Annotated in this window: 23 protein-coding genes; 15 read left to right on the plus strand and 8 right to left on the minus strand. The window is 64.6% G+C overall.

Annotation, left to right across the window (positions count from 1 at the left end; translation table 11 throughout):
• Positions 1-295 precede the first annotated feature (295 nt).
• From XH98_RS35530 to XH98_RS35550, 5 genes are all read left to right on the plus strand, one after another.
• A complete protein-coding gene (locus XH98_RS35530; protein ID WP_271621317.1) occupies positions 296-1,597 on the plus strand; it encodes an MFS transporter in 1,302 nt (433 codons plus the stop codon).
• Between the two features lie 210 nt (positions 1,598-1,807).
• The gene (locus tag XH98_RS35535; RefSeq protein ID WP_271621318.1) at positions 1,808-2,269 is read left to right on the plus strand and encodes an Hsp20 family protein; all 462 of its coding nucleotides are present in this window, start codon (positions 1,808-1,810) and stop codon (positions 2,267-2,269) included.
• A gap of 74 nt (positions 2,270-2,343) precedes the next feature.
• Positions 2,344-2,835 (plus strand): Hsp20/alpha crystallin family protein, encoded by a 492-nt coding sequence (locus XH98_RS35540; protein ID WP_271621319.1) that lies wholly within the window; start codon positions 2,344-2,346, stop codon positions 2,833-2,835.
• A gap of 86 nt (positions 2,836-2,921) precedes the next feature.
• Complete coding sequence (locus XH98_RS35545) at positions 2,922-3,257, plus strand: hypothetical protein (protein ID WP_271602386.1); 336 nt, start codon at positions 2,922-2,924, stop codon at positions 3,255-3,257.
• 162 nt (positions 3,258-3,419) lie between these two features.
• A complete protein-coding gene (locus XH98_RS35550; protein ID WP_442868671.1) occupies positions 3,420-4,526 on the plus strand; it encodes a trypsin-like peptidase domain-containing protein in 1,107 nt (368 codons plus the stop codon).
• A gap of 70 nt (positions 4,527-4,596) precedes the next feature.
• Here the strand turns inward: XH98_RS35550 and XH98_RS35555 are convergent, their stop codons facing one another.
• Together XH98_RS35555 and XH98_RS35560 are read right to left on the minus strand one after the other, a co-directional pair.
• Positions 4,597-4,773 carry a hypothetical protein gene (locus tag XH98_RS35555; protein WP_167353965.1) on the minus strand — a complete coding sequence of 59 codons (177 nt, stop codon included), beginning with the start codon at positions 4,771-4,773 and terminating at the stop codon, positions 4,597-4,599.
• Positions 4,770-4,988 carry a hypothetical protein gene (locus XH98_RS35560; RefSeq protein WP_271621320.1) on the minus strand — a complete coding sequence of 73 codons (219 nt, stop codon included), beginning with the start codon at positions 4,986-4,988 and terminating at the stop codon, positions 4,770-4,772. Before XH98_RS35560 ends, XH98_RS35555 begins: the two co-directional genes overlap by 4 nt.
• Positions 4,989-5,396: 408 nt before the next feature.
• On the opposite strand from XH98_RS35560, the gene XH98_RS35565 reads away from it, so the two are divergent.
• On the plus strand, positions 5,397-5,813 hold the full coding sequence (locus tag XH98_RS35565; protein WP_271621321.1) for a hypothetical protein: 417 nt from the start codon (positions 5,397-5,399) through the stop codon (positions 5,811-5,813).
• Positions 5,814-5,879: 66 nt separating this feature from the next.
• Here the strand turns inward: XH98_RS35565 and XH98_RS35570 are convergent, their stop codons facing one another.
• Positions 5,880-6,731 (minus strand): HpcH/HpaI aldolase/citrate lyase family protein, encoded by an 852-nt coding sequence (locus XH98_RS35570; protein WP_271621322.1) that lies wholly within the window; start codon positions 6,729-6,731, stop codon positions 5,880-5,882.
• 248 nt (positions 6,732-6,979) lie between these two features.
• On the opposite strand from XH98_RS35570, the gene XH98_RS35575 reads away from it, so the two are divergent.
• Entirely contained in the window at positions 6,980-8,146 is a 1,167-nt protein-coding gene (locus XH98_RS35575) for an acyl-CoA dehydrogenase family protein (RefSeq protein ID WP_271602391.1), read from the plus strand.
• Here XH98_RS35575 and XH98_RS35580 read toward each other — a convergent pair.
• From XH98_RS35580 to XH98_RS35590, 3 genes are all read right to left on the minus strand, one after another.
• Positions 8,143-9,717: an AMP-binding protein gene (locus XH98_RS35580; protein ID WP_271621323.1), complete on the minus strand. Its 1,575-nt coding sequence runs from the start codon at positions 9,715-9,717 to the stop codon at positions 8,143-8,145. The genes XH98_RS35575 and XH98_RS35580 overlap by 4 nt on opposite strands.
• A gap of 30 nt (positions 9,718-9,747) precedes the next feature.
• On the minus strand, positions 9,748-10,383 hold the full coding sequence (gene upp / locus XH98_RS35585) for a uracil phosphoribosyltransferase (RefSeq protein WP_220006491.1): 636 nt from the start codon (positions 10,381-10,383) through the stop codon (positions 9,748-9,750).
• A gap of 105 nt (positions 10,384-10,488) precedes the next feature.
• Positions 10,489-10,956 carry a hypothetical protein gene (locus XH98_RS35590; protein WP_271602393.1) on the minus strand — a complete coding sequence of 156 codons (468 nt, stop codon included), beginning with the start codon at positions 10,954-10,956 and terminating at the stop codon, positions 10,489-10,491.
• Positions 10,957-11,468: 512 nt separating this feature from the next.
• Here XH98_RS35590 and XH98_RS35595 point away from each other — a divergent pair.
• From XH98_RS35595 to XH98_RS35620, 6 genes are all read left to right on the plus strand, one after another.
• Complete coding sequence (locus tag XH98_RS35595; RefSeq protein ID WP_035698142.1) at positions 11,469-11,558, plus strand: K(+)-transporting ATPase subunit F; 90 nt, start codon at positions 11,469-11,471, stop codon at positions 11,556-11,558.
• Positions 11,559-11,673: 115 nt separating this feature from the next.
• On the plus strand, positions 11,674-13,377 hold the full coding sequence (gene kdpA, locus XH98_RS35600) for a potassium-transporting ATPase subunit KdpA (protein WP_271602394.1): 1,704 nt from the start codon (positions 11,674-11,676) through the stop codon (positions 13,375-13,377).
• 31 nt (positions 13,378-13,408) lie between these two features.
• The gene (gene kdpB / locus XH98_RS35605) at positions 13,409-15,523 is read left to right on the plus strand and encodes a potassium-transporting ATPase subunit KdpB (protein ID WP_271602395.1); all 2,115 of its coding nucleotides are present in this window, start codon (positions 13,409-13,411) and stop codon (positions 15,521-15,523) included.
• A 156-nt stretch (positions 15,524-15,679) separates the two neighbouring features.
• Positions 15,680-16,285: a K(+)-transporting ATPase subunit C gene (locus XH98_RS35610; RefSeq protein WP_271602396.1), complete on the plus strand. Its 606-nt coding sequence runs from the start codon at positions 15,680-15,682 to the stop codon at positions 16,283-16,285.
• Positions 16,286-16,324: 39 nt separating this feature from the next.
• Positions 16,325-19,048 carry a sensor histidine kinase gene (locus tag XH98_RS35615; protein ID WP_271602397.1) on the plus strand — a complete coding sequence of 908 codons (2,724 nt, stop codon included), beginning with the start codon at positions 16,325-16,327 and terminating at the stop codon, positions 19,046-19,048.
• Entirely contained in the window at positions 19,045-19,734 is a 690-nt protein-coding gene (locus XH98_RS35620) for a response regulator (protein WP_057743008.1), read from the plus strand. The genes XH98_RS35615 and XH98_RS35620 overlap by 4 nt, the downstream gene beginning before the upstream one ends.
• 95 nt (positions 19,735-19,829) lie before the next feature.
• Here XH98_RS35620 and ku read toward each other — a convergent pair whose 3' ends face one another.
• Positions 19,830-20,714, minus strand: a complete 885-nt coding sequence (gene ku, locus XH98_RS35625; RefSeq protein ID WP_271602398.1) for a non-homologous end joining protein Ku — start codon at positions 20,712-20,714, stop codon at positions 19,830-19,832.
• Positions 20,715-20,833: 119 nt separating this feature from the next.
• On the opposite strand from ku, the gene ligD reads away from it, so the two are divergent.
• On the plus strand, positions 20,834-23,485 hold the full coding sequence (ligD, locus tag XH98_RS35630; protein ID WP_271621324.1) for a DNA ligase D: 2,652 nt from the start codon (positions 20,834-20,836) through the stop codon (positions 23,483-23,485).
• A gap of 126 nt (positions 23,486-23,611) precedes the next feature.
• Here the strand turns inward: ligD and XH98_RS35635 are convergent, their stop codons facing one another.
• On the minus strand, positions 23,612-23,776 hold the full coding sequence (locus XH98_RS35635) for a DUF3309 family protein (RefSeq protein WP_018318514.1): 165 nt from the start codon (positions 23,774-23,776) through the stop codon (positions 23,612-23,614).
• A gap of 182 nt (positions 23,777-23,958) precedes the next feature.
• Here XH98_RS35635 and XH98_RS35640 point away from each other — a divergent pair, with 182 nt between their 5' ends.
• Positions 23,959-24,276: a polyhydroxyalkanoic acid system family protein gene (locus tag XH98_RS35640; protein WP_271602400.1), complete on the plus strand. Its 318-nt coding sequence runs from the start codon at positions 23,959-23,961 to the stop codon at positions 24,274-24,276.
• Positions 24,277-24,278 lie beyond the last annotated feature (2 nt).

A 24,278-nucleotide genomic window follows, 5' to 3' on the forward strand; every position in this document is an offset into this window, starting at 1 on the left:
TGTCAATGACAAATACAGGCGTCAATGAGGGTTCCTTCTCGCCGAGAAGCGCTGCGGAGACGTGTGCGCAACTGCCTCAGCACCCGTCATTGCGAGCGACGCGAAGCAATCCAGAATCTTTCCGCGGAGACAGTCTGGATTGCTTCGTCGCAAGGGCTCCTCGCAACGACGTGGTTGAAACAGTTGTGAGCATCCTCTCCCGCTGTGATCCGGGTTGACGGCATTGCGCGGACAAGTTGCAACCCACACCACGATTGGCCATGATGCTCCCGGGATCTTTTGGGGCGGATGGGCAATGACGGCGGCAACAGGAGTCTCCGGCGAAACGGAGCGATCGACGACGGCGCATGTGGTGTGGGCGAGTGCGCTCGGCACTGCGATCGAGTGGTATGACTTCCTGATCTATGGCACGGCGGCCGCGCTCGTGCTCAACAAGCTGTTCTTCCCGAGCTTCGATCCCTTCGTCGGCGCGCTGGCGGCATTCTCCACTTATGCGGTCGGTTTCGTGGCACGGCCGATCGGCGGCGCCATCATCGGGCATTACGGCGACCGGCTCGGCCGCAAGAGGATGCTGGTCGCGACCATGATCGCGATGGGGCTCGGCACCTTCCTGATCGGCTGCCTGCCGACCTACAGCCAAATCGGCGTATGGGCGCCGATCCTGCTTGTCATCCTGCGCTTTGTGCAAGGCATTGGCCTCGGCGGCGAGTGGAGCGGCGCGGTCGTGATGGTGGTCGAGCACGCCGGTAACAGGCGCGGCTTCTACGGCAGCCTGGTGCAAATCGGCTTTCCCGTCGGCGTTGCTGCCTCCACCGGCATGTTCGGGCTGATGACGCAACTGCCTGAGGCCTACTTCCTGAGTTGGGGCTGGCGCGTGCCGTTCTGGATCAGCATTCTGCTGGTCGGCATCGGTCTCATCGTACGGCTCAAGCTTGCGGAGACGCCGCACTTCAAGGAGGTGGTCGAGCGCAAGGAGGTGCTGGCGCAGCCGGTGTGGGAGGTGCTTCGCCGCGACTGGCGCAGCTTTCTGCTGGCGATCGGCATCACGATCTCGGAAGTGGGGCTCGCTTATCTCCTCACTGTCTTCACCGTGCTTTATGCCACGACAAAACTCGGCCTCCCGCGCCAGGTGATCCTGAATGCTGTCGTCTATGCCGCGCTCGTCGAGTTCGCCACGTTGCCGCTCGCCGGCTGGCTATCCGATCTTTTCGGCCGCAAGGCGCTGTATCTTGCCGGCGGCGTATTCACGGTGGCGCTCGCCTTTCCGCTGTTCTGGTTCCTCGACACCAGGGAGCCGGTGCTGATCACGCTCGCGCTCGTCGTCACGATGACGCTGACGCATGCGCTGCTGTTCGGGCCGAAGGCGGCGTTCATGCCGGAACTGTTCCGCACAAAGGTGCGCTACAGCGGCGCCTCGCTCGGGGCAAATGTCGCGGCCGCCTTGAGCGGCGGCTTCTCGCCGCTGATCGCGACCGCGCTGCTCGGCTGGGCCGGCACGTCCTGGCCGGTGTCGCTCTACATCATCGCGCTTTCGGTCATCACGATCATTGCGACCTTGATGACGCCGGAGACGGCGCGCGACGCGCTGAAGTCCTGAGGCATTCCGGCGACCGGCCTGGGCGGCCAAAAATTTTTCGAGCCTCCCCCTTGAAACCGCCAGCCGTTTTTCTAATTGATTTTTCGCCGCGAGAGCGGTGTGCCGGGCGCCAGATCGGGCCCGGTGCGGGCGCCGGATCGGTCGTCGGACCCGTCTGATACCCTGTCCTGCGCTCCTTCGTATCCATCTTGCTCTTTGGAGGACTTGGTTATGAGGACCAGTTTTGACTTTGCGCCCCTGTGGCGCTCCACCATCGGCTTCGATCACCTGGCCGACCTCGTCGACAGCACGCTGCGCCAGGCGACCGAGGACAACTATCCCCCCTACAATATCGAGCGCTCCGGCGAGGACCATTACCGGATCAGCCTTGCGGTGGCGGGTTTCAGCACCAACGATATCACCGTGACGGCCGAGCAGAACGCGCTCACCATCGAGGGCAGGAAGCCCGAGACCGCCGCGCGCGAATACCTGTACCAGGGCATCGCCGCGCGTCCGTTCCGGCGCGTGTTCAATCTCGCAGACTATGTCCAGGTGAAGCAGGCCTCGTTCCAGGACGGGCTCCTGATCATCGACCTCGTCCGCGAGGTTCCGGAAGCCATGAAGCCGCGTCGGATTCCGATCGCGGGCGGCGCTCCTGCGGCATCGCAGATCGAGCAGAAGAAAGCAGCCTAAAGCGCTCGATCGGTCCAACGGCGGAACGCGGCGTGCAATGCGCGCCGCGCTCCCGATGCATGAAGGAGACAAGCATGGCTTTTCGTGACCTCATTCCCTGGTCGAGAAACCAGGAGCTTGCGCCCACGCGGGACAGTTTCGACCCCTTCCTGACGCTTCACCGCGAGATGAACCGTCTGTTCGACGACGTTTTCCGCGGCGTCAGTGGGACCGGTCTGTCGCCGCTGATGGAAGGCCGTTTCGGCTGGCCGAAGGTCGAACTGAGCGAGACCGACAAGACACTGACGGTGTCTGCCGAGCTTCCCGGCTTGACCGAGAAGGACGTCCAGGTCGAGATCGCCAATGGCGTCCTGACAGTCCGCGGCGAGAAGAAGGCGGAGCGCAACGGCGAGGGCCGGTACTTCACCGAGCGCTATTATGGTGCCTTCGAGCGGCAGATCCCGCTGGAAGGCGTCGAGGAGGACAAGGCCGAGGCGTCGTTCAGGAACGGCGTTCTGACCGTGTCGCTGCCGAAGTCCGAGAGGGCGCGCGAAGGCGTCAAGCGCATCGCGATCAATTTGCAATAGCAACAAGCCGGACGGCGGCCTCTGGCGCCGCCGTCCCCCGTCAACGAACCCGTCCCTTGAAAGGAGTATGAGGGAGGCAACCGCCGATGACCAACGTGAATACCAATTTCGGCAATCTCAATCCGCTGTTTCATCCCGCCGCCCATTACGATTCACCTACCGAGGTCCTGAATGCACAGGATCTCTCCACGCCGGAGAAGCGGGTCATCCTGTCGTCCTGGGCGTCCGACATGTACGCGGTGGAATCCTGTCCCGCCTTGCGCGAGATCCCCGGCATGGGCCACACGGTCCGGCTCGCCGATATCCTGGCTGCCCTGCGCAAGCTCGACGGCGACAACGACAATGACGACCCGCCGCGCGGCGGCGGCGTCCCGATGCGGCTGCGGCGGCCATCGGCCGCCGCCGAGGGGCAAAGCGCATGATGCTCACACAGACTGTTCTCGGGCTCGTGCTGCTCGGCCAGGCTTCGGCAGTCTGGGCGGTTCCATTTCTGGCTCTGCAAGGCCTCGTCACCGGGGCGCGTGCCGAGATCTGAGGCCAGAGCTTTTACGTTCCAATCCCAGGCAAGGTAGCAGGTACTGAAGATGCGTGCTGTGCGTTTGCTCCTGCTGGCGATGCTGGTGCTGACGCCCACGGCGTTGCAGCCTGCTGCCGGCCAAATTCCCGACCTGAAGACCGGCGGCTCGCTGCCGACCCTGGCGCCGCTGGTGCGTCAGGTGACGCCCGCCGTGGTCAACATCTCCGTGCACGGCCGCGTGCGGGAGGATAACCCGCTCTACCGCGACCCGATGTTTCGCGAGTTCTTCGACGTCCCCAGGCAGATCGAGAAGGAGGTCAACGCGACCGGCTCCGGCGTGATCGTCGATGCCCAGCGCGGCTATGTCTTGACCAACAATCACGTGGTCGAAGGCACCTCCGCCGTCCAGATCACGACCAAGGATGGCCGGCAGTTTTCCGCGAAGGTCGTCGGACGTGATCCACCCACCGATGTCGCGGTACTCCAGATTCAGAACCCGACCGGGCTCAAGGCGCTCCCCTTCGGCGACAGCGACGCGCTCGAAGTCGGCGACTTCGTGCTCGCGATCGGAAATCCATTCGGGCTCGGCCAGACCGTGACGTCAGGTCTCGTCAGCGCGCTGGGCCGGACTGGAATCGGCAAACAGGGCTATGAGGATTTCATCCAGACCGACGCCGCAATCAATCCGGGCAATTCCGGCGGGGCGCTGGTCAGCCTGCGCGGAGAACTCGTCGGCATCAACTCGGCGATCATCTCTCCGGCCGGCGGCAATGTCGGCATCGGCTTTGCCATTCCGGTCAACATGGCACGCAAGGTGATGGAGCAGATCATCGCCAACGGTCGCGTCGAGCGCGGCCGTATCGGCATCTCGCTGAACGATCTGCATCCCTCGGCCAACAGGGGATTGATTCAAGGCGCCGTCATTGCCGAAGTGGCCGCGGATTCGCCCGCGGAAAAGGCAGGCCTGCGCAGGGGGGATGTGGTCACCGGAGCAGACGACCGCCCGATCCGCACCGCCGCCCAGCTCCGCAACACGATCGGCCTTGCCCGCGTCGGCGAGGATGTGAGGCTCTCGGTCTTGCGGAACGGCGTTCCGCTCACCGTGAGCGTCAGGATCGCGCCCGCGAGTGAGTCCAGCAGCGCCCTCGCAGGGCCCAATCGCCTCGTTCGTTGAATCGGTCGCAGGGGGCCGAAGATCAACGGTGTATCCCCTGCGAGGGTGGTGAGCCGCATGACATCGCGGCTCAAGCCGCGCGGTGATCCTGCTCGCCTTGCAAGTCGCGGATCAGCCTTCGCTCGCGTTCGATCCGCTGGAGATAGAGCTCGCGCTCCTGCTCGGACTTTGCGCCTGCCAGGAGCAGTTCGTAATGGCCGATCACCTTTTCGCTGCCGCGAATGAGCAGCTCTCGCTGGCTGATCATTGTATTGCTCCTCTCACATCGATCGGCGCCTGGGTGGCAGAGAGAGCAACCGGGAAGGTCGCCGCGGTCAGGCTTTCGAGCGCCGACCTTTCTTCCGTGAGACGTCTCTCGATGAACTGGCGTTCGAGCTCCGACAGCCTGGTCTTCAGAAGACGCCGGTAACGGTGGATGTTGTTACGATGTGCACGAATGCGGGCCAAATTCTCATCGAGCATCGTCGTCTCTCCAGACGGTCGCGTTGGATCCTTTGATTTCCGAGGGTGAGAACGGTGTTCTCGCCGCAAAAATATGCAGCGCGAATTTCGTGTCAAGAGATTTGCCAAACGCCGGCCACCACGAGGTCCAGCTCGTCGCCGTATTGAAATCCGCCGGCTCACATCGTCATGGCCGGGCTTGTCCCTCCACGCCTTGTTACGCGGCACAAAGAACGTGGATGCCCGGGACAAGCCCGGGCATGACGACCTCCGGTGAACGTCGATCTGCGACGCCCTAGCGCTCGCGGGGTTAAGGTCATCGTCGCTTCCACCGCCGGGTTCCCCCGTCGATTGCCTTTTGTTGGCCGGCAAGCGAACCTCCTGTGGCCATATTTGAGAAGGAGTGGTTTCCGGTGAGGGAGGCACTCCATGAACAAAGCTCTGATCACTGCCGTTGTGATGCTGGCCGCCGTGCCCGCAAGCGCCGTTGCGCAGGAGCGCGCCGGCTCGGCGGCGCTCGGAGCCGTGTCCGGCGCGGTCGTGCTGGGGCCGGTCGGTGCCGTCGCGGGCGCCGTGATCGGCTATACCGCCGGTCCTGCCATCGCCCGGTCATGGGGCATGAGAGGTTCGCGCTCGGCAAGACACCGGCAGCCGCCACGTCGCGAGGCGTATGGGACGACGGCCGCCGGTGCGCCCCCACGCACCCGCGAGGCGATGGAGGCCAACGGTCAGATGAGCGCGGCCGGCAATCCGCCGGTCCAAGCCGCTCCCGTGTCGCAGCCGGCTCAAGTTGCGCCTGCGGCGCCAGCGGCAACCACGACGCCACCCGTTCAGGGATTCGACTGAAACCAGGCCGCGGTGGTCTTCGGCCGCAGCCGATCCACCGTCCGCGCCATCAGCGCGGCCACTTCTCTAGATCTGGCCCAGGATCTTCTTCGCGGCGCGAAGGTGCGGCTTGTCGATCATCTGGCCGTCGAGGCGCAGCGTGCCGGCGTTTGGATTGCTCGCGAACGCGGCGACGACCTTCTCCGCCCAAATGCGCTCGGCGTCGGTCGGCGCGAACGCCGCGTTGACGATGTCGACATGCTTGGGATGGATCAGCGCCTTCGCCGAAAAGCCGTCGCGCCGCGCGGCGCGGGTTTCCTGCTCGAGACCTGCGAGATTGTCGATGTCGGTATAGACAGTGTCGATCGGCGCCACTTCCGCCGCGGCCGCCGCCATCAGGCACAGATCGCGCGCGAGGCGGTAGGGACTGTGGAACACGCCGCCTGACGCCTTCTCGGTCGCGCCGAGCGAGGCGGAAAGATCTTCCGCGCCCCACATCAAGCCGGCAAGGCGAGGGGAGCAGCCCCTGTAGCTGCCGAGCCCGAAGATCGAGCTGGCGGTTTCCGTCGCCACACAGACGATGCGTGTTGCGCCTGCTGTGATTCCGGATGCTGCTTCCAGTGCTTCAAGCCAGGTCGCAACCTGGCGCACGTCATCGCCGCCTTGCGATTTCGGCAGCACGATGCCGTCAGGCTTGCCCGGCATGATGGCGGCGAGATCGGTCAGCGTCATGCCGGTGTCGAGCGCGTTGATGCGGACATAGAGCTGGTGCGGGCCGGGGCGGCTCCTGAGCATCGCAAGCGTCAGGGTCCGCGCCTCGGGCTTCTTGTCGGTGACGACGGAGTCCTCGAGATCGATGATCAGGGCGTCGGCCTTGCCTTCGCTCGCCTTCTCGAATTTGCGCGGGGAATCGCCCGGCACGAACAGCATCGAACGCATCAGGCCGGCCTCTTGTGCATCATCGCGGTTTCCCTCCTTGCGAAATAACGGCGCGCTTAGCTTTGCGCCGCATGACGCCATGCATGTTAGACACAGTTGATGGACAAATTCACGTATCTGCATGCGGTTTTTCGAGCTAAAGAACGAAAAGCCAGGGCATGTCGGGCGCGGCAAGCGCCATGGCCTTTGCGCGGGGAACGCGATCGGGAGATGGGGCAATCGCGGCTCCCAACAAGGAGACCAAGACCATGGATTTCGCGCTCACCGATCAGCAGGAAGCCATTCGCGACGCCATCGCCAAGATCTGCGAAGGCTTTCCTGACGCCTATTGGCTGAAGAAGGACCACGACGGCGGCTTCCCGCACGACTTCCACAAAGCGCTGGCGGATGCCGGCTGGCTCGGCATCTGCGTTCCGGAGCAATATGGCGGTTCGGGCCTCGGCATTACCGAAGCTGCGATCATGATGCGCACCATTGCCGAATCCGGTGCCGGCATGTCCGGCGCGTCTGCCGTGCATATCAACGTGTTCGGTCTCAACCCCGTCGTCGTGTTCGGCACCGAAGAGCAGCGCAAGCGCATGCTGCCGCCGATGGTCGAGGGCCGCGAGAAGGCGTGCTTCGCCGTCACCGAGCCGAACACCGGGCTCAACACCACCCAGCTCAAGACCCGCGCCGTTGCCAAGAACGACCGCTACATCGTCAACGGCCAGAAGGTGTGGATCTCGACTGCGCAGGTCGCGCACAAGATCCTGCTGCTGGCGCGCACCACGCCGCTAGAGGAGGTGCGCTCGCCCACCCATGGCCTCAGCCTGTTCTACACCGATTTCGACCGCAACAGGATCAAGGTCCACGAGATCGAGAAGATGGGCCGCAAGATCGTCGATTCCAACGAGCTCTTCTTCGAGGATTTCGAGATCCCGATCGAGGACCGCATCGGCGAAGAGGGCAAAGGGTTTCAGTACATCCTCGAAGGCATGAACCCCGAGCGCATCCTGATCGCGGCAGAAGCCGTCGGCCTCGGCAAGCTCGCGCTGTCGCGCGCGACCGAATACGCCAAGACCCGTGTCGTGTTCAACCGGCCGATCGGGAAGAATCAAGGCATCCAGCACCCGCTCGCGGTGAACTGGGTCGAGCTCGAGGCGGCCTGGCTGATGGTGATGCAGGCCGCCTGGCAGTACGACAAGGGCTTGCCCTGCGGCGCTGGCGCCAATGCCGCAAAATATTTCGCGGGCGAAGCCGGATACCATGCCTGCGAGCAGGCGGTGATGACCCATGGCGGGTTCGGCTACGCCAAGGAGTTTCACGTCGAGCGCTACTTGCGCGAAATCCTGATCCCGCGCATCGCGCCGGTCAGCCCGCAGCTCGCACTGAGCTTCATCGCGGAAAAGGTGCTGGGGCTTGCCAAGTCGTATTAGCTCGGTTCGGCCGCGATCCGCTCCATCGCGATGGTGCGGAGCTTTGCGCGCTGGATCTTGACGCCATTGGCGCTGTCGGTGACCGGGAAGGCATCCACGACATAGATCCGTGCCGGAATCTTGTAGCCGGCGAGCCGCTCGCGCAGGCGGGCCGTCAGCACCTCCTGACGCGGCGGAGCTCCGGCCGGGACTACGAAAGCGACGCAGCGCGCCTGGCCCTTCAGATCGACGGCGACGACCTGGGCGTCGGCAACGCCGGCGCAGGACTTGAGCTCGTCCTCGATCTCGCCGGGCGCGACCAGGAAGCCGCCGAGCCGCATCGCATCGCCTGCGCGGGTCTCATAGACGAAGGCGCCGCCGCGCAGGCGGCCGATATCGCCGGTGCGGAAGAAGCCGTCCGCAGTGATCGCATCCCCGGTGGCTTGCGGATTGTTGAAATAGCCGAGGAAGCGCGATGGCGCGCTGATTTCGATCTCGCCGGAGACGCCTTGCGGCGCAAGCTCGCCGGTTTCGGTGTCGCGCACGCGGACTTCCGCGTCCGGGGACATCGGCCAGCCGCCGCCCTCGATGCGGTCGGCGAAGGCGTCGCTGGCGCGCCCGATCGAGAACAGCGCCTGCACCTCGCTCGAGCCGTACAGGCCGAACAGCGGCAGGCCGCGTGCCTCGGCCTCCGCGGCCAGCTCGCGCCAGCCGGGCTGGAACGCGGCGAAGCCGCAAACTTGCAGATGCGGGAACGGCCGCCTTGCGTCGGTCAGCGCAAGGATGCGGCGGAACATCTCGTCGGAGCCGAAGCTGTGGGTGATCTTGTGCTCGGCAAGGATCTTCAGCGCCGGCGCCGCCTCGAAGGCATCGAGCACGTGGACGGTGGCGCCGGCGGCGACGAAGCCAAGCAGGCTCGTCATGCCGAAGGTGCCGCAGAACGGCAGCATCGCCAGCAGGGCATGACGCTGCGGCGAAAGCTGGAGCGCGTTGGCCACGGCCTTGGCGTGGCTCGCCAGCGTTCGCTGCGAATGTGCCACCAGTTTTGGCCCTTTGGTCGTGCCCGATGTGGTGTAGAGCAGCACGGGCAGATCGATGTCGTGCTGAGTCGGAGCCGGGGGATAATGCTTGTCGAAGGCGTCGAAGCGCACACTGGGCCATTGCGCAGGAACCGTATCCGCGCCGACCACCGCGAGCTGTTGCAGCGCGGGGACATCGGTCTTGGCGATGTCGGCGAGAATGGCAGCGAAATCGATCGAGCGGAACGCCGCCTCGATGACCAGCAGCTTTGCGCCTGATAGCTTCAGCAGATGCGCGACTTCGGCGCTGCGATAGCGCGTATTGACGGCGGCGACGATCGCTCCCAGCCTGGCGGCGGCAAACAGCAGCGCAATCCATTCCACACGGTTGACCAGCCAGACCGCCACGACGTCGCCTTTGCCGATACCCTGCGCGGCAAGCCAGGCCGCGGTCTGCTCGACCTTGCGGGAAAATTCCGCGCGCAAAACGGGCGTGCCGCCAAACACGAAGGCGGGATCGGCTGATGTCGCAGGTCCGATCAGCGATTGCAGTGAAACATCGTCAGCATGCATGGCAACCGGAGCCCGATCGCGCAAATTCGTCTATTTGGTGCCGAACATCCGGTCGCCGGCATCGCCGAGACCCGGCACGATGTAGCCGTGATCGTTGAGCCGCTCGTCGATCGCGGCGGTCCAGATCGGCACGTCGGGATGCTCGCTCTGGAACTGGGCGATGCCCTCCGGGGCCGCCAGCAGGCAGACGAAGCGGATGTCGCGGGCGCCGCGCGCCTTGAGCAACGTGGCGCCGGCGCAGGCCGAGTTGCCGGTCGCCAGCATCGGGTCCATCAGGATCACGGTACGGTCCGACAGGTCCTGCGGCGCCTTGAAGTAATATTCCACGGCCTGCAGCGTTTCGGGATCGCGGTAGAGCCCGATATGGGCGATGCGCGCCGACGGCATCAGCGCCAGCATGCCGTCGAGAAAGCCGACGCCGGCGCGCAGGATCGGCGCCAGCGTGAGCTTCTTGCCGGCGATCTTCGGCGCCTGCATCGGGGCGATCGGCGTCTCGATGTCGACCAGCTCCAGCGGCAGGTCGCGCGTCACCTCGTAGCCGAGCAGCATCCCGATCTCGTTCAGGATCTCGCGAAAGCTCTTGGTCGAGCGGTCCTTCTCCCGCATCAGCGAGAGCTTGTGCTGGACCAGGGGGTGGGCGACGACGTTGACGCTAGATGTGCTCATGCGGCCGATCTAACACGGTTCCGCGAAGCTGCGCCAGATCGGCCGGGGCGTTTTCCGCAAGGGACGCAACCCTGTCAGGGCGGTGCGACTACCGCGGGAGCTCGGTCAGCTGAAGTTCTCGCACGAGGCCGGCTCAATGAGGGGATCCGGGGCGGGACGCACGTTGGGCACACTCGGACGCGGCGCGTCCACGGTGCGTGCCTGCACCTCCACGAACGCCGACATCAGCGCGATCGCGAGGTCGCCATGGCATCCCTCGATCGCCGCGTCGAGCCAGTCGGGCAGCTCGCGTTCACGCGACAGCGCGCAATGCCACTCGCCTTCGTCATAGGCGATGCGGCGGACGTGCCACAGCGGCAGCTCAAGCTCCATCAGTGCCAACGCGGCATCGGTCCAGGCTTCGGCTTCGATCAGCTGCACCAGGCGTGCCGTGCGCTCGCTCTGGTGGAGTGAGGGGAGTCGCCGGCAGGCTTTGTCGATGAACTCGCGCATCAGCGGACCGGTCATGCCTTGCGCGTTACGCAAGCGATCGCCGAGGGAGGATGAATCGTAGTGTCGGAAAGCGGCAGTCATGTCAGGCCTCCTGGAAGCGGCGTCGGTCAGTCGGCCGGCCTGTTCAGGATGGCGGGAGGCGCATTGGAAAACGAGATGGGGCGGGAGCGGCAGATATAGGAATTTCATAAAGGTGGGAGGGGGCGGTCTGTAGCGTCATTCTCTGTCGTCGTCCCGGCGAAGGCCGGGACCCATACCCCGAGGCAGTGGTTTGACGAAGACTCGGAGTGGGAGCTCTGCGCTCCAACTCCCTTTCGTGGTTATGGGTCCCGGCCTTCGCCGGGACGACGATAGAGAATTGGCCGAGCACCGCCTCCGCCCTTTATGAGATTCTTATAACTTCGCCATGGCCCTCGTCTCGAAAACCTATGCCCGTGATGGCACTTCAGCACGGTCGAGTGTTGCCCCCGATATGGGGACGCAACGAGGAGCATCCCTATGATGGACATTCTCATGCTGGCGCTGGGCTTCGGCTTCTTTGCCCTTGCGATCGGCTACACCTACGCCTGCGAACGGCTGTGACGGAGCGGACCATGATCTTCGATTATGCGCTCGCCGGCGCCGTCTCGTTCGGCCTTCTGATCTACCTCACTTACGCGCTGCTGCGGCCGGAGCGATTCTGAGCGGTGCTGCTGCTTGTCGGATTGCTGCTGGCAGAGGCCTCGCTGTTCGCCTGCCCGTTGATGGTGCTGCTGCCGTAGCTGTTGCGCCGGACACCAAGCCTGAAGGGTTGATTCCATGACCGTGATCGGTTGGCTCCAGATCATTCTTTTCTGCCTCATCATCGTCGCGCTGACAAAACCGCTCGGCTGGTACATGACGCGCGTGTTCAATGGCGAGACAACGTTTCTCTCGCCGGTGCTGCGCCCGATCGAGGCCGGGATCTACTGGATTTCAGGCGTCGACGAGAAGCGCGAGCAGCATTGGCTGACCTATACGGTCGCCATGCTGCTGTTCCATGTCGGCGGCTTCCTGATCATCTACGCCGTGATGCGTCTCCAGGCCGTTCTGCCCTTCAATCCGGCCGGGCAGACAGCGGTCGCCGAGGATCTGTCCTTCAACACCGCGATCTCCTTCATCACCAACACCAACTGGCAGAACTACGGCGGCGAGAGCACGATCTCTTATCTCGTGCAGATGCTGGGCCTGACGCACCAGAACTTCCTGTCGGCGGCGACCGGCATCGCGCTCGCGGTCGCGTTGATCCGCGGCTTCTCGCGTGCCTCGGCGCGCACGGTCGGAAATTTCTGGGTCGATGTCGTCAGGTGCACACTTTACGTGCTGCTGCCGATCTGTGTCGTCTACACCCTGTTCCTGGTCTGGCAGGGCATGCCGCAAACCCTCGGTGACTATGTCGAAGCCACGACGCTCGAAGGCGCCAAGCAGACCATTGCGGTCGGCCCTGTCGCCTCGCAGGTCGCGATCAAGATGCTCGGCACCAATGGCGGCGGCTTCTTCAATGCCAATGCTGCGCATCCCTTCGAGAACCCGACCGCGCTGTCGAACTTCGTGCAGATGCTGTCGATCTTTGCGCTGGGCGCTGCCTTGACCAACGTGTTCGGTCGCATGGTCGGCAACCAGCGCCAGGGCTGGGCGATCCTCGCCGTGATGGGCGTGCTGTTCATCGCCGGCGTTGCCGTGACCTACTGGGCGGAAGCCAGCGGCACCTCGACGCTCCAGGCGCTCGGCCTCACCGGCGGCAATATGGAAGGCAAGGAGGTCCGCTTCGGCATCGTTGCCTCCTCGCTGTTTGCCGTGATCACCACCGCCGCCTCCTGCGGCGCGGTCAATGCCATGCATGACAGCTTCACCGCGCTCGGCGGCATGATCCCGCTGATCAACATCGAGCTCGGCGAAATCGTCGTCGGCGGTGTCGGGGCCGGCATGTACGGCATGCTGCTGTTCGTCATCCTGGCGATCTTCGTCGCCGGCCTGATGGTCGGCCGCACGCCGGAATATGTCGGCAAGAAGATCGAAGCGCGCGAGGTCAAGATGGCGATGCTGGCCATCCTGGTGCTGCCGTTGATGATCCTGGGCTGGACCGCGGTTGGCGTGGTCTATCCGGCGGCGGTGGCCTCCATGGCCAATGCCGGACCGCACGGCTTCACCGAGGTGCTCTACGCCTACACCTCGGGGACCGGCAACAACGGATCGGCCTTTGCGGGCCTGACCGGCAACACTTTCTTCTACAACCTCACGCTGGCCAGCGCGATGTTCGTCGGCCGCTTCTTCATGATCGTGCCGGCCATGGCGATTGCGGGCTCGCTCGCAGAGAAGAAATCGATCCCGCCGTCGATGGGCACGTTCCCGACCACGGGCGGGCTGTTCGTCGGCCTCGTCGTCGGCGTGATCCTGATCATGGGCGGCCTGACCTTCTTTCCGGCACTCGCGCTCGGCCCCATCGTCGAGCATCTGGCGATGAACGCAAGCCAACTGTTCTGACTAACCTCTTCTGATTTCCGGAGTGCCCTCGATGGATACGATGAAACTGCAAAAGCGTGCCCCGATGTCGGCCATGCTCGATCCGAAAATCGTGCTGCCCGCGATCCGTGCCTCCTTCGCCAAGCTCGATCCGCGGCTGATGGTGAAGAACCCCGTCATGTTCGTGGTTGAGGTCGTGGCCGCGCTCACCACGGTGATCTTCCTGCGCGATCTCGTCACGGGCGGGGTGAATCTCGGCTTCACTTTCCAGATCATTGTCTGGCTCTGGTTCACGGTGCTGTTCGCGAATTTCGCGGAAGCCGTCGCGGAAGGCCGCGGCAAGGCGCAGGCGGATTCGCTGCGCAAGACCCGCACCGAAAGCCAGGCCAAGCTCCTGAATGGCGCGGGCCATGATTTCAAGCTGGTGCCGGGCACGAGCCTGAAGGTTGGAGACTTGGTGCTGGTCGAAGCCGGCGACACCATCCCCTCCGACGGCGAGGTGATCGAGGGCGTGGCCTCCGTCAACGAGGCCGCCATCACCGGTGAATCAGCGCCTGTCATCCGCGAGTCCGGCGGCGACCGTTCGGCGGTGACGGGCGGCACCCAGGTGCTGTCCGACTGGATCCGCGTCCGTATCACGGCGGCCCAAGGCTCGACCTTCATCGACCGCATGATCAAGCTGGTCGAGGGCGCCGAGCGGGCCAAGACGCCGAACGAGATCGCGCTGAACATCCTGCTCGCCGGCCTCACCATCATCTTCGTGTTCGCCACCGTCACGATTCCTAGCTACGCCGCTTATGCCGGCGGCTCGATCTCGGTGATCGTGCTGGTCGCTTTGTTCGTGACGCTGATCCCGACCACCATTGGCGCGCTGTTGTCAGCCATCGGCATCGCCGGCATGGACCGTCTGGTCCGCTTCAACGTGCTGGCGATGTCCGGCCGCGCGGTCGAGGCGGCCGGCGATGTTGACACGCTGCTGCTCGACAAGACCGGCACCATCACGCTGGGCAACCGCCAGGCAACGGCGTTTCGCCCTGTGCGCGGGGTGACCGAGCAGGAGCTCGCGGACGCCGCCCAGCTCGCCTCGCTCGCCGATGAGACGCCGGAAGGCCGTTCCATCGTCGTGCTCGCGAAAGAAAAGTACGGCATCCGTGGCCGCGACATGGCTGAGCTTGGCGCGACCTTCATCCCGTTCACGGCGCAGACCCGCATGAGCGGCGTCGATGCCGGCGGCTCGTCGGTGCGCAAGGGCGCGGTGGATGCCATGTTGAACTATGTCGGCGGCGGCGCTCCGATCGCCGTCGCTTCCGGCAACACGGCGAGGGCGATCCAGCCTGCGGCTCTCTCCGAGATCGGCCGCGAGATCCAGACGATTGCCGACGAAGTGTCGAAGTCCGGCGGCACGCCGCTGGCGGTCGCCAAGGACGGCAGGCTGCTCGGAATCATCCAGCTCAAGGACATCGTCAAGGGCGGCATCCGCGAGCGCTTTGCCGAGCTGCGCCGCATGGGCATCCGCACCATCATGATCACAGGCGACAATCCGATGACTGCGGCCGCGATCGCGGCGGAAGCCGGCGTCGACGACTTCCTGGCGCAGGCAACGCCCGAGGACAAGCTCAAGCTGATCCGCGACGAGCAGGCCAAGGGCAAGCTGGTCGCCATGTGCGGCGACGGGACCAACGACGCCCCGGCGCTGGCGCAGGCCGATGTCGGCGTCGCCATGAACACCGGCACCCAGGCCGCCCGCGAGGCCGGCAACATGGTCGACCTCGACTCCAACCCGACCAAGCTGATCGAGGTGGTCGAGATCGGCAAGCAGCTCTTGATGACGCGCGGTGCGCTGACCACCTTCTCGATCGCCAACGACGTGGCAAAGTATTTTGCGATCATCCCGGCGATGTTCCTGGCGTTCTACCCGCAGCTCAACGTGCTGAACGTCATGAACCTGTCGAGCCCGCAGAGCGCCATCCTGTCGGCGATCATCTTCAACGCGCTCATCATCGTCGGCCTGATCCCGCTGGCACTCAAGGGCGTCGCCTATCGCGCGGTCGGTGCCGGCGCGCTGCTTCGGCGCAATCTCCTGATCTACGGCTTAGGGGGTATCGTCATTCCCTTCATCGGCATCAAGGCGATCGACCTTGCGGTCGTCGCGCTGCACCTGGCTTAACCGCGTCATCGAGTGGAGCGATTTTCACTGTCATTCCGGGGCGCCTCGAAGAGGCGAACCCGGAATCTCGAGGTTCCGGGTTCGATGCTTCGCACCGCCCCGGAACGACAGGAGAGACGCTTTCCTCGCAATGACGACGTAACTGGAGAAAAACACATGCTCAGAGAAATCCGCCCCGCCATCGTCCTGTTGCTGGTGCTCACCGCCATCACGGGCCTGGCCTATCCGCTCGCCATGACCGGCATTGCCGGCGCGATCTTCCCCGCCAAGGCGCAAGGAAGCCTGATCGAGAAGGACGGCAAGGTGATCGGCTCCGCCCTGATCGGGCAGGAGTTCAGGGATGACAAATATTTCCACGGCCGCCCCTCGGCGACGCTGGCGCCGGACCCGAGCGATTCGAGCAAGACGATCCCGGCGCCCTACAACGCCGCCAATTCCGGTGGCTCCAATCTCGGCCCGACCAGCAAGGCACTGGCCGACCGGCTGAAGGAGGATGTGGACAGGTTGAAAGCCGAGAATCCGGATGCCGCCGTGCCGGTCGATCTGGTCACGACCTCGGCCAGCGGTCTCGACCCCGACATTTCGCCGGAAGCGGCGCAATTCCAGGTGCCGCGCGTCGCCAAGGCGCGCAAGATGCCGGAAGAGTCGCTCAAGCGGCTGGTCGCCGCCAACACCGAGAGCCGCCTGCTCGGCCTGCTCGGCGAACCCCGGGTTAACGTTCTGGCGCTGAATCTGGCGCTGGATCGTGCGTCCGCGAAGTAGCGTCTAGGCCGGCAATATCAGGATGATTATATTGGCCTGATGGTTCAGCAACGCCGCGATCCCGAACAACGTCCCTCGCCCGAGGCGCTGCTGGAAGCTGCGCGCCGAGAGGAGAGCGCGAGCGGCAAGCTGAAGATTTTCGTCGGCGCCGCCCCCGGCGTCGGCAAGACCTACGAGATGCTGCAAAGCGCCCATGCCAGGCGCAAGGCCGGCATTGATGTCGTGGTCGGTTTCGTCGAGACCCATGGCCGCGCCGAGACCGAGGCGCTGGTGCGGGGACTGGAGGTCGTCCCGCGCAAGCGGCTCGATTATCGCGGCCAGATCGTCGAGGAGATGGACCTCGACGCGGTGATCGCGCGGCGGCCGAAGATCGCGCTGGTGGACGAGCTCGCCCACACCAATGCAGCCGGCAGCCGTCACCCCAAGCGTTATCTCGACGTCGAGGAGCTGCTCTCGCACGGCATCGACGTCTACACCGCCGTCAACATCCAGCACATCGAGAGCCTGAACGACGTCGTCGCCCAGATCACCCATGTGCGGGTCCGCGAGACCGTGCCGGATTCGATCTTCGACCGCGCCGACGCGATCGAGCTGATCGACCTCACGCCTGACGATCTGATCCAGCGCCTGCGCGAGGGCAAGGTCTACGTTCCCAAGCAGGCCGAGCGGGCGCTGGAGCATTACTTCTCGCCCGGCAATCTCACCGCGCTGCGCGAGCTCGCGCTGCGGCGGACGGCCGAGCGGGTCGATGAGCAGCTGCTCAGTCACATGCAGGCGAACGCCATCGCCGGCCCCTGGGCCGCAGGCGAGCGCATCCTCGTCTGCGTCAGCGAGGATCCCCGCGCGGCCGGCCTGGTGCGCTACACCAAGCGCTTGGCTGACCGGCTGCATGCGCCGTTCACAGCGATCTCGATCGAGACGAGGCGCTCGCTCCAGCTTTCGGACCAGGAGCGCGATCGGCTCGCCGACACGCTGCGGCTCGCGGAGTCGCTCGGCGGCGAAGCGCTGACCATTCCCGCGGTCGGCCGCCGCATCGCCGACGACGTCATCAATTTTGCGCAAGGCAACAACGTCACCCAGATCGTGATCGGCAAGTCGACACGCTCGCGCTGGTTCGAGATGACGCGCGGCTCGGTCGTGCATGATCTGGTGCGGCGCGCCGGCAATATCAGTGTTCACGTCATTCCCGGTGACGAGCTGCCCGGCGAGGCGGCGGCGAAGACGGCGGTGCAGACCGCCGCGCGGGCCGAGCCGTTCAACCCGCTACCCTATCTGAAGGCGCTCGGCGTCGTGCTGGTCGGCCTCGGTGCCGCGGAGCTGATCCAGCCCTATTTCGGGATCGAGAACGTCGACCTCGTGCTGCTCACGGCGGTTGTTGCCGTGGCGGTCCGCTATGGCCTGTGGCCCTCGCTGCTCGCGACCGTCGGGGCCTCGCTGTCCTACAATTTCTTCTTCCTGCCGCCGATCTACACCTTCACGATCACCGACCCGACCAACGTCGCCGCCTTCTTCCTGTTCATGGTGGTGGCGATGATCGTCTCCAATGTCGCCGCGCGCGTGCGTACGCAGGCCGACACCGCGATCGGCCGGATCAGGACCACCGAGCAGCTCTATGCGTTCAGCCGCAAGCTCGCCGGCACCGCCACGCTCGACGACGTGCTGTGGGCGACCGCCTATCAGATCGCGTTGATGCTGAAGGTGCGTGTCGTGCTGCTGCTGCCGGAAGACGGCCTGCTCACGGTGAAGTCGGGCTATCCGCCGGAGGACCAGCTCGACCAGGCCGACCTTGCCGCCGCCAACTGGGCCTGGAGCAATGACCGTTCCGCCGGTCGCGGCTCGGATACGCTGCCGGGTGCCAAGCGGCTGTTCCTGCCGATGCGTACCGGGCGCGGTCCGATCGGTGTGATCGGCATCGACAATGACCGCACCGGCCCGCTGCTGACGCCGGACCAGCGCCGGCTGCTGGACGCGCTGGTCGACCAGGGCGCGCTGGCGATCGAGCGCGTGCTGCTGGTCGAGGACATGGATCGCGTCAAGCGCACCGTCGAATCCGAGCGCTTGCGCTCGGCGCTGTTGACCTCGATCTCGCACGACCTGAAGACGCCGCTCGCCTCCGTGCTGGGCGCGGCCTCGACCATGCGCGACCTCGCCGGCGCGCTGTCCGACACCGAGAAGCGCGACCTGCTTGCGACCGTGATCGACGAGTCCGAGCGGCTCAACCGCTTCATCGCCAATCTGCTCGACATGACCAAGCTCGAATCCGGCGCCATCGTGCCCAACACGGCGCTGCACGATCTCGGCGAGATCGTCGGCAGCGCACTGCGGCGGGCATCGAAGATCCTGACAGCGCACAAGGTGGAGCTGGTGCTGGCGGCCGATCTGCCGATGCTCGAGCTCGACGCCGTGCTGTTCGAGCAGGTGCTGTTCAACCTGCTCGACAATGCCGCGAAATATTCTTCGCCTGAAACCACGATCGCGATCAGGAGCCGGCGCGAGCGCGACCATGTGGTGCTCGAGGTCGCTGACGAGGGCGCCGGCATTCCTCCCGACGAGCTCGAGAGCGTGTTCGACAAGTTTTATCGCGTGCAGAAGGGCGACCATGTCCGTCCCGGCACCGGGCTCGGGCTCGCCATCTCGCGCGGCTTCGTCGAGGCGATGCGCGGCACGATCTCGGCCGCCAATCGCAGCGACCGCAGCGGCGCCGTCCTCACCATCCGTCTGCCGGTTCCGGCACAGACCAAGGCTTTGGATACCGCCGCATGAGCGCTGCCCCAATCAAGGTTTTGGTGATCGACGACGAGCCGCCGATCCGCAAATTGCTGCGGATGGGGTTGTCGACGCAAGGCTACGAGATCCTGGAGGCGTCGAACGGCAAGCTCGCTCTTGAGAAGCTTGCCGAAGAGCCCGCGCTGATCATTCTCGATCTCGGCCTGCCTGACATCCAGGGCCACGAGCTCTTGCGCACCATCCGTGCCCGCAACGAAGCCGTGCCGATCGTGGTGCTGTCGAGCCGTGGCGACGAGGCCGGCAAGGTGCAGGCGCTCGATCTTGGCGCCGATGATTATCTGACGAAGCCGTTCGGCATGGACGAGCTGCTGGCGCGCCTGCGCGCCGCGCTACGGCACCAGTTGCAGGTCCAGGGCGAGCGTCCGGTGTTTCGCAGCGGCGATCTCTCGGTCGATCTGGTCCGCCGCATCGTCAAGCTCGGCGAGCGCGAGATCAAGCTATCGCCGAAGGAATATGATCTCCTGCGCGTGCTGGTCCAGCACGCCGGCAAGGTGCTGACCCATCGCTTTCTGCTCAAGGAGCTCTGGGACGAGCTGACCGATGCGCAATATTTGCGCGTCTACGTCCGCCAGCTCCGCCAGAAGATCGAAGCCGATCCGGAGCGGCCGCAATATGTGCTGACCGAGACGGGGATCGGGTACCGGCTGAAGGCGGGGGATTAACTAGGTCGTCGTTCCGGGGCGATGCGAAGCATCGAACCCGGAACCTCGAGATTCCGGGTTCGCCACTTCGAGGCGCCCCGGAATGACGGTAGGAGCTACCCCGCCTTCCTCTGCCGCGCCGTCGGCCGGTGCGTCTTCTTCGCCGCCCGCTGCCGCCCCGTCGCACGCCGCGCATGCGACTTGGCCGCCGTTTTTCCGCCGCCGCGCCCCTTCAGGCTCTGCTTCAGCGCATCCATCAGGTTGATCACGTTGCTCGGCCGCTCCTCGGGCTCCGGCAGCTCGATCTTTTTGCCGCTCGCCTTGCGCTTGACGAGCGCCTTCAGCGCGGTCTCGTACTCGTCCTTGAACTTGCTCGGGTCGAAATGCGCCGCCTTGGTGTGCAGGATGTGGCCGGCGAGCTCGACCATGTCCTTGGTGATCTTCGTGCTCTTGATGTCACCAAAGAATTCGTCCTCGTCACGCAGCTCGTAAGGGAAGCGCAGCGTGGTGCCGAGCAGGCCCTTGCCGAGCGGCTCGATCGCGATGATGTGCTCGCGGTTGGTCAGCACGATCTTGGCGAGCGCGACGCGGTCCTGGTCCTTCATGGCGTCGCGGATCACCGCAAAGGCGTCGGCCGCGGCCTTGCCGTCGGGCGCGATGTAATAGGGATGGTCGAGATAGCGCTGGTCGATCTCCTCGCTCGGCACGAAGCTCTCGATATCGATGGTGTGGTTGCTCTCGATTTGCACCGCCTCGAGCTCTTCCGGCTGGATCTCGACATATTTGCCCTTGCGCAGCTCATAGCCGCGGCCTTTCTGGTCGCTCTCGACCACGTCACCGGTCTCGGCATCCACCATCTGCTGCTTGAGCCGGTTGCCGGTTTCGCGGTTGATCATGTGAAACCGCGTCTTCTCGGCGGCCGTGGTCGCCGGGTAAAGCACGACCGGGCAGCTGACCAGCGAGAGTTTCAACGTTCCCTTCCAATAGGCGCGCGGGGCCATTCCATTCTCCAGTGATTTCAAGGCTTTTCAGGAACTCCAACCGGCCCCCGGGGTTTTGGTTCCGGGTGGGACTTTCGCCGTGATAGGCTTCAACGCGATCAGAGGATGTGGGACCCGTCGTGCTGCAAAAACTCTCCATCTATCGAAAGAAGCGGGATTTCGAAAAGACGCCCGAACCGTCGGGCAAGACGGCGGTGGCGCCCTCGAAGCAACGCCGCTTCGTGATCCAGAAACATGACGCGACGCGCCTGCACTACGATCTCAGGCTTGAATTCGACGGCGTGTTCAAGTCCTGGGCGGTGACGAAAGGGCCCTCGCTCAACCCGCACGACAAGCGGCTGGCGGTGGAAGTCGAGGACCATCCGCTCGACTATGGCGATTTCGAAGGAACCATTCCCGAGGGCCAATATGGCGGCGGCACGGTGATGCTGTGGGATCGCGGCACCTGGGAGTGCGATGACCCCGAAGCCGGCTTCAAGAAGGGCGATCTCAAGTTCACGCTGCATGGCGACAAGCTGCATGGCAGCTGGGTGCTGGTGCGCATGCGTAACCGTGGCGGCGAGAAGCGCACCAACTGGCTCTTGATCAAGCACCGCGACGAATATGCCAGCGAAGACGAGGATATTTTGGCGGAGGACAAGTCCGTGGCCTCCGGCCGTGCGATGGAGCAGATCGCAGGCGGGAAGGGTCGCGCGCCAAAACCGTTCATGCTGGCGAAGGGCAAGGGCAAGGCCGATGCGGTCTGGCAGTCCAACCGCGCCGAGGAGACCAAGGGGCGCACGCTCAAGCCGGCGCCTCGCACGGCGCTGAAGAGCAGCAAGGCATCGAAGAAGAAAGCGACATCAGCGACGACGGCCAGGAAGGTCTCGGACATGCCTGATTTCGTGGCGCCGCAGCTCTGCACCCCGGTGGAGCGGCCGCCGGCCTCGGATGGCTGGTGCCACGAGATCAAGTTCGACGGCTATCGCGTGCAGCTTCGCGTCGAGGACGGCGAAGCGACGCTGAAGACGCGCAAGGGCCTCGACTGGACCGGCAAGTTCGCGTCGATCGCGAAGGAGGCCGCCGAGTTGCCGAACGTGATGATCGACGGCGAGATCGTCGCCCTCGACCATAACGGCGCGCCGAACTTTTCCTCGCTGCAGGCCGCGCTGTCGGACGGCAAGACCGACGAGCTGATCTTCTTTGCCTTCGACCTGCTGTTCGCCGAGGATCTCGATTATCGCCGCCTGCCGCTCGGCGAGCGCAAGGCCAGTCTCAAGAAACTGCTGGAGGCCCGCAAGAAGAAGACGAGCCAGATCCGCTATGTCGAGCATTTCGAGAGCGGCGGCGATGCGGTGCTGCAATCGGCCTGCAAGCTCGAGCTCGAGGGGGTCGTCTCGAAGAAGCTGGACGCGCCCTATCGCTCAGGCCGCACCGAGAGCTGGACCAAGGCAAAATGCCGCGCCGGCCATGAGGTGGTGATCGGCGGCTACAAGACCACCAATGGAAAATTCCGCTCCCTGATGGCGGGCGTGCATCGGGGCGATCATCTCGCCTTCGTCGGAATGGTCGGGACCGGATTTGGTGCCGACAAGATCAAGCGCATCATGCCGTCGCTGAAAGCGATGGAAGCCAAGGAAAGTCCGTTCGGCGGCAAGAATGCGCCGAAGAAGACCCGTGACGTGCACTGGCTGAAGCCCGAGCTCGTCGCCGAGATCGAGTTCGCCGGATTTACCGCTGATGGCAACATCCGCCAGGCCGCCTTCAAGGGCCTGCGGCAGGACAAGCCCGCTGAGGAAGTCGAGGCGGAGACGCCTGCGGATACAGAACTCGCCAAGCCCTCTCCCAGGAAGCGCGTTGCTGCAAAGCCGGCGGCAGGGAAGGGCACCGCCGAAGTGATGGGCGTCGTGATCTCCAAGCCCGACAAGGAGCTGTGGCCCGACGATGGGGAGGGCGCGCCGGTCACCAAGCTCGACCTCGCACGCTATCTCGAGGCCGTCGGCGAATGGATGATCGTGCATCTCAAGGGCCGGCCATGCTCGCTGATCCGCGCACCTGACGGAATCAAGGGAGAGTGCTTCTTCCAGCGCCACGCCATGCAGGGCACCTCGAACCTGCTCGAGCTCGCGCGCGTGTCAGGCGATCGCAAGCCTTACCTGCAGATCGACCGTATCGAGGGCCTTGCCGCGGTCGCGCAGATCGGCGGGGTCGAGCTGCACCCCTGGAACTGTGCGCCCTACGCCTATGACGTTCCGGGCCGGCTGGTATTCGATCTCGATCCTGCGCCTGATGTCGAATTCGCCGATGTGGTGGAAGCGGCGAAGGAGATGCGGCAGCGGCTCACCGATATCGGCATGGAGAGTTTCTGCAAGACCACGGGCGGCAAGGGCCTGCATGTGGTGGTCCCGCTGCTGCATGGCGCGCGCGACAAGGTGGACTGGAAGGAAGCAAAGGCATTCGCGCAAGGCATCTGTCAGTGGATGGCCGATGACGATCCCGAGCGCTATCTGCTCAACATGTCGAAGAAGCTGCGCAAGGGAAAGATCTTCCTGGATTATCTGCGCAACGACCGGATGTCGACGGCGGTCGCCCCGTTGTCGCCGCGTGCACGTGCGGGCGCAACCGTGTCCATGCCGCTGACCTGGGCGCAGGTGAAGAGCGATCTCGATCCGAAGCGTTACACGGTTCGCACCGTGCCGGGCCTGCTGGCGCGGTCGAAGGCATGGGATGGCTATGATGATGCTGCCGTGTCGATCAAGGCGGCGATCAAGAAATTGGCTACGAAGAAGTAGACCCGCGCGCCGGGCACAACTGCTGTAGGGTGGGCAAAAGCGGAGCGTGCCCACCATCTTTTCGTTGGAGCGAAGATTAGGTGGGCACGGCGCGTCGCGCCTTTGCCCACCCTACGAGATCTCGTCCTAGATCCGGCCCATCAGCAGCAGGATCAGCAGAATGACGATGACGAGCCCAAGGCCGCCGCCGCCGTAATAGCCGGTGCCGTAGAACGGACCGCCGCCGATGCCGCTGAAGCCGCCGAGCAGCGCGATAACCAGGATGATCAGAATGATCGTACCGATAGACATGCGAATCTCCTCCAGCCCTTTGTCGAAAGGGTTGTTGCAACCTGTCCCGTTGTGCGGAGGGCAACTTGCCCGGGGTTTTAAAGTTCCGGGTTTGAAACGGGGCGACAGTTCCGACCTGCATGGAACCTTTACGCCTCTATCAGGCATGACTATGTGAGGATCAGTCGCCACAGGGCAGCGCCATGTCAGCACCGCTCGTCGTCTCCATTCCGCATCGCCTCGGTCGCGAGGAAGCGGTTCGCCGGCTCAAGACCGGGCTCGGCCGCGCCGCCGCCAGCATTCCCGTGATGCAGGTCGAGGAGGAGCGCTGGAGCGGCGACACCATGAATTTCCGCATTCGCGCGCTCGGCCAGGTCGCGAGCGGGCAGGTCGACGTCACTGAGGACCATGTCAAGGTCGAGGTGGTGCTGCCGTGGCTGCTGCAGCGCTTTGCCGAGATGGCGCAGGCGACCATCAAGAAGCGCGGGCAATTGCTGCTGACCAAGGATGAGGGAAAGTAGGC

It is taken from the genome of Bradyrhizobium sp. CCBAU 51745 (genome assembly GCF_028128715.1).
Lineage (GTDB): Bacteria > Pseudomonadota > Alphaproteobacteria > Rhizobiales > Xanthobacteraceae > Bradyrhizobium > Bradyrhizobium manausense.

What these genes read in the sequence shown, in the direction of transcription:
- XH98_RS35530 (WP_271621317.1), top strand. Translation starts at nt 296, where the DNA reads ATGACGGCGGCAACAGGAGTCTCCGGCGAAACGGAGCGATCGACGACG.
- XH98_RS35535 (WP_271621318.1), top strand. Translation starts at nt 1,808, where the DNA reads ATGAGGACCAGTTTTGACTTTGCGCCCCTGTGGCGCTCCACCATCGGC.
- XH98_RS35540 (WP_271621319.1), top strand. Translation starts at nt 2,344, where the DNA reads ATGGCTTTTCGTGACCTCATTCCCTGGTCGAGAAACCAGGAGCTTGCG.
- XH98_RS35545 (WP_271602386.1), top strand. Translation starts at nt 2,922, where the DNA reads ATGACCAACGTGAATACCAATTTCGGCAATCTCAATCCGCTGTTTCAT.
- XH98_RS35550 (WP_442868671.1), top strand. Translation starts at nt 3,420, where the DNA reads ATGCGTGCTGTGCGTTTGCTCCTGCTGGCGATGCTGGTGCTGACGCCC.
- XH98_RS35555 (WP_167353965.1), bottom strand. Translation starts at nt 4,773, where the DNA reads ATGATCAGCCAGCGAGAGCTGCTCATTCGCGGCAGCGAAAAGGTGATC.
- XH98_RS35560 (WP_271621320.1), bottom strand. Translation starts at nt 4,988, where the DNA reads ATGCTCGATGAGAATTTGGCCCGCATTCGTGCACATCGTAACAACATC.
- XH98_RS35565 (WP_271621321.1), top strand. Translation starts at nt 5,397, where the DNA reads ATGAACAAAGCTCTGATCACTGCCGTTGTGATGCTGGCCGCCGTGCCC.
- XH98_RS35570 (WP_271621322.1), bottom strand. Translation starts at nt 6,731, where the DNA reads ATGCGTTCGATGCTGTTCGTGCCGGGCGATTCCCCGCGCAAATTCGAG.
- XH98_RS35575 (WP_271602391.1), top strand. Translation starts at nt 6,980, where the DNA reads ATGGATTTCGCGCTCACCGATCAGCAGGAAGCCATTCGCGACGCCATC.
- XH98_RS35580 (WP_271621323.1), bottom strand. Translation starts at nt 9,717, where the DNA reads ATGCATGCTGACGATGTTTCACTGCAATCGCTGATCGGACCTGCGACA.
- upp (WP_220006491.1), bottom strand. Translation starts at nt 10,383, where the DNA reads ATGAGCACATCTAGCGTCAACGTCGTCGCCCACCCCCTGGTCCAGCAC.
- XH98_RS35590 (WP_271602393.1), bottom strand. Translation starts at nt 10,956, where the DNA reads ATGACTGCCGCTTTCCGACACTACGATTCATCCTCCCTCGGCGATCGC.
- XH98_RS35595 (WP_035698142.1), top strand. Translation starts at nt 11,469, where the DNA reads ATGATCTTCGATTATGCGCTCGCCGGCGCCGTCTCGTTCGGCCTTCTG.
- kdpA (WP_271602394.1), top strand. Translation starts at nt 11,674, where the DNA reads ATGACCGTGATCGGTTGGCTCCAGATCATTCTTTTCTGCCTCATCATC.
- kdpB (WP_271602395.1), top strand. Translation starts at nt 13,409, where the DNA reads ATGGATACGATGAAACTGCAAAAGCGTGCCCCGATGTCGGCCATGCTC.
- XH98_RS35610 (WP_271602396.1), top strand. Translation starts at nt 15,680, where the DNA reads ATGCTCAGAGAAATCCGCCCCGCCATCGTCCTGTTGCTGGTGCTCACC.
- XH98_RS35615 (WP_271602397.1), top strand. Translation starts at nt 16,325, where the DNA reads ATGGTTCAGCAACGCCGCGATCCCGAACAACGTCCCTCGCCCGAGGCG.
- XH98_RS35620 (WP_057743008.1), top strand. Translation starts at nt 19,045, where the DNA reads ATGAGCGCTGCCCCAATCAAGGTTTTGGTGATCGACGACGAGCCGCCG.
- ku (WP_271602398.1), bottom strand. Translation starts at nt 20,714, where the DNA reads ATGGCCCCGCGCGCCTATTGGAAGGGAACGTTGAAACTCTCGCTGGTC.
- XH98_RS35635 (WP_018318514.1), bottom strand. Translation starts at nt 23,776, where the DNA reads ATGTCTATCGGTACGATCATTCTGATCATCCTGGTTATCGCGCTGCTC.
- XH98_RS35640 (WP_271602400.1), top strand. Translation starts at nt 23,959, where the DNA reads ATGTCAGCACCGCTCGTCGTCTCCATTCCGCATCGCCTCGGTCGCGAG.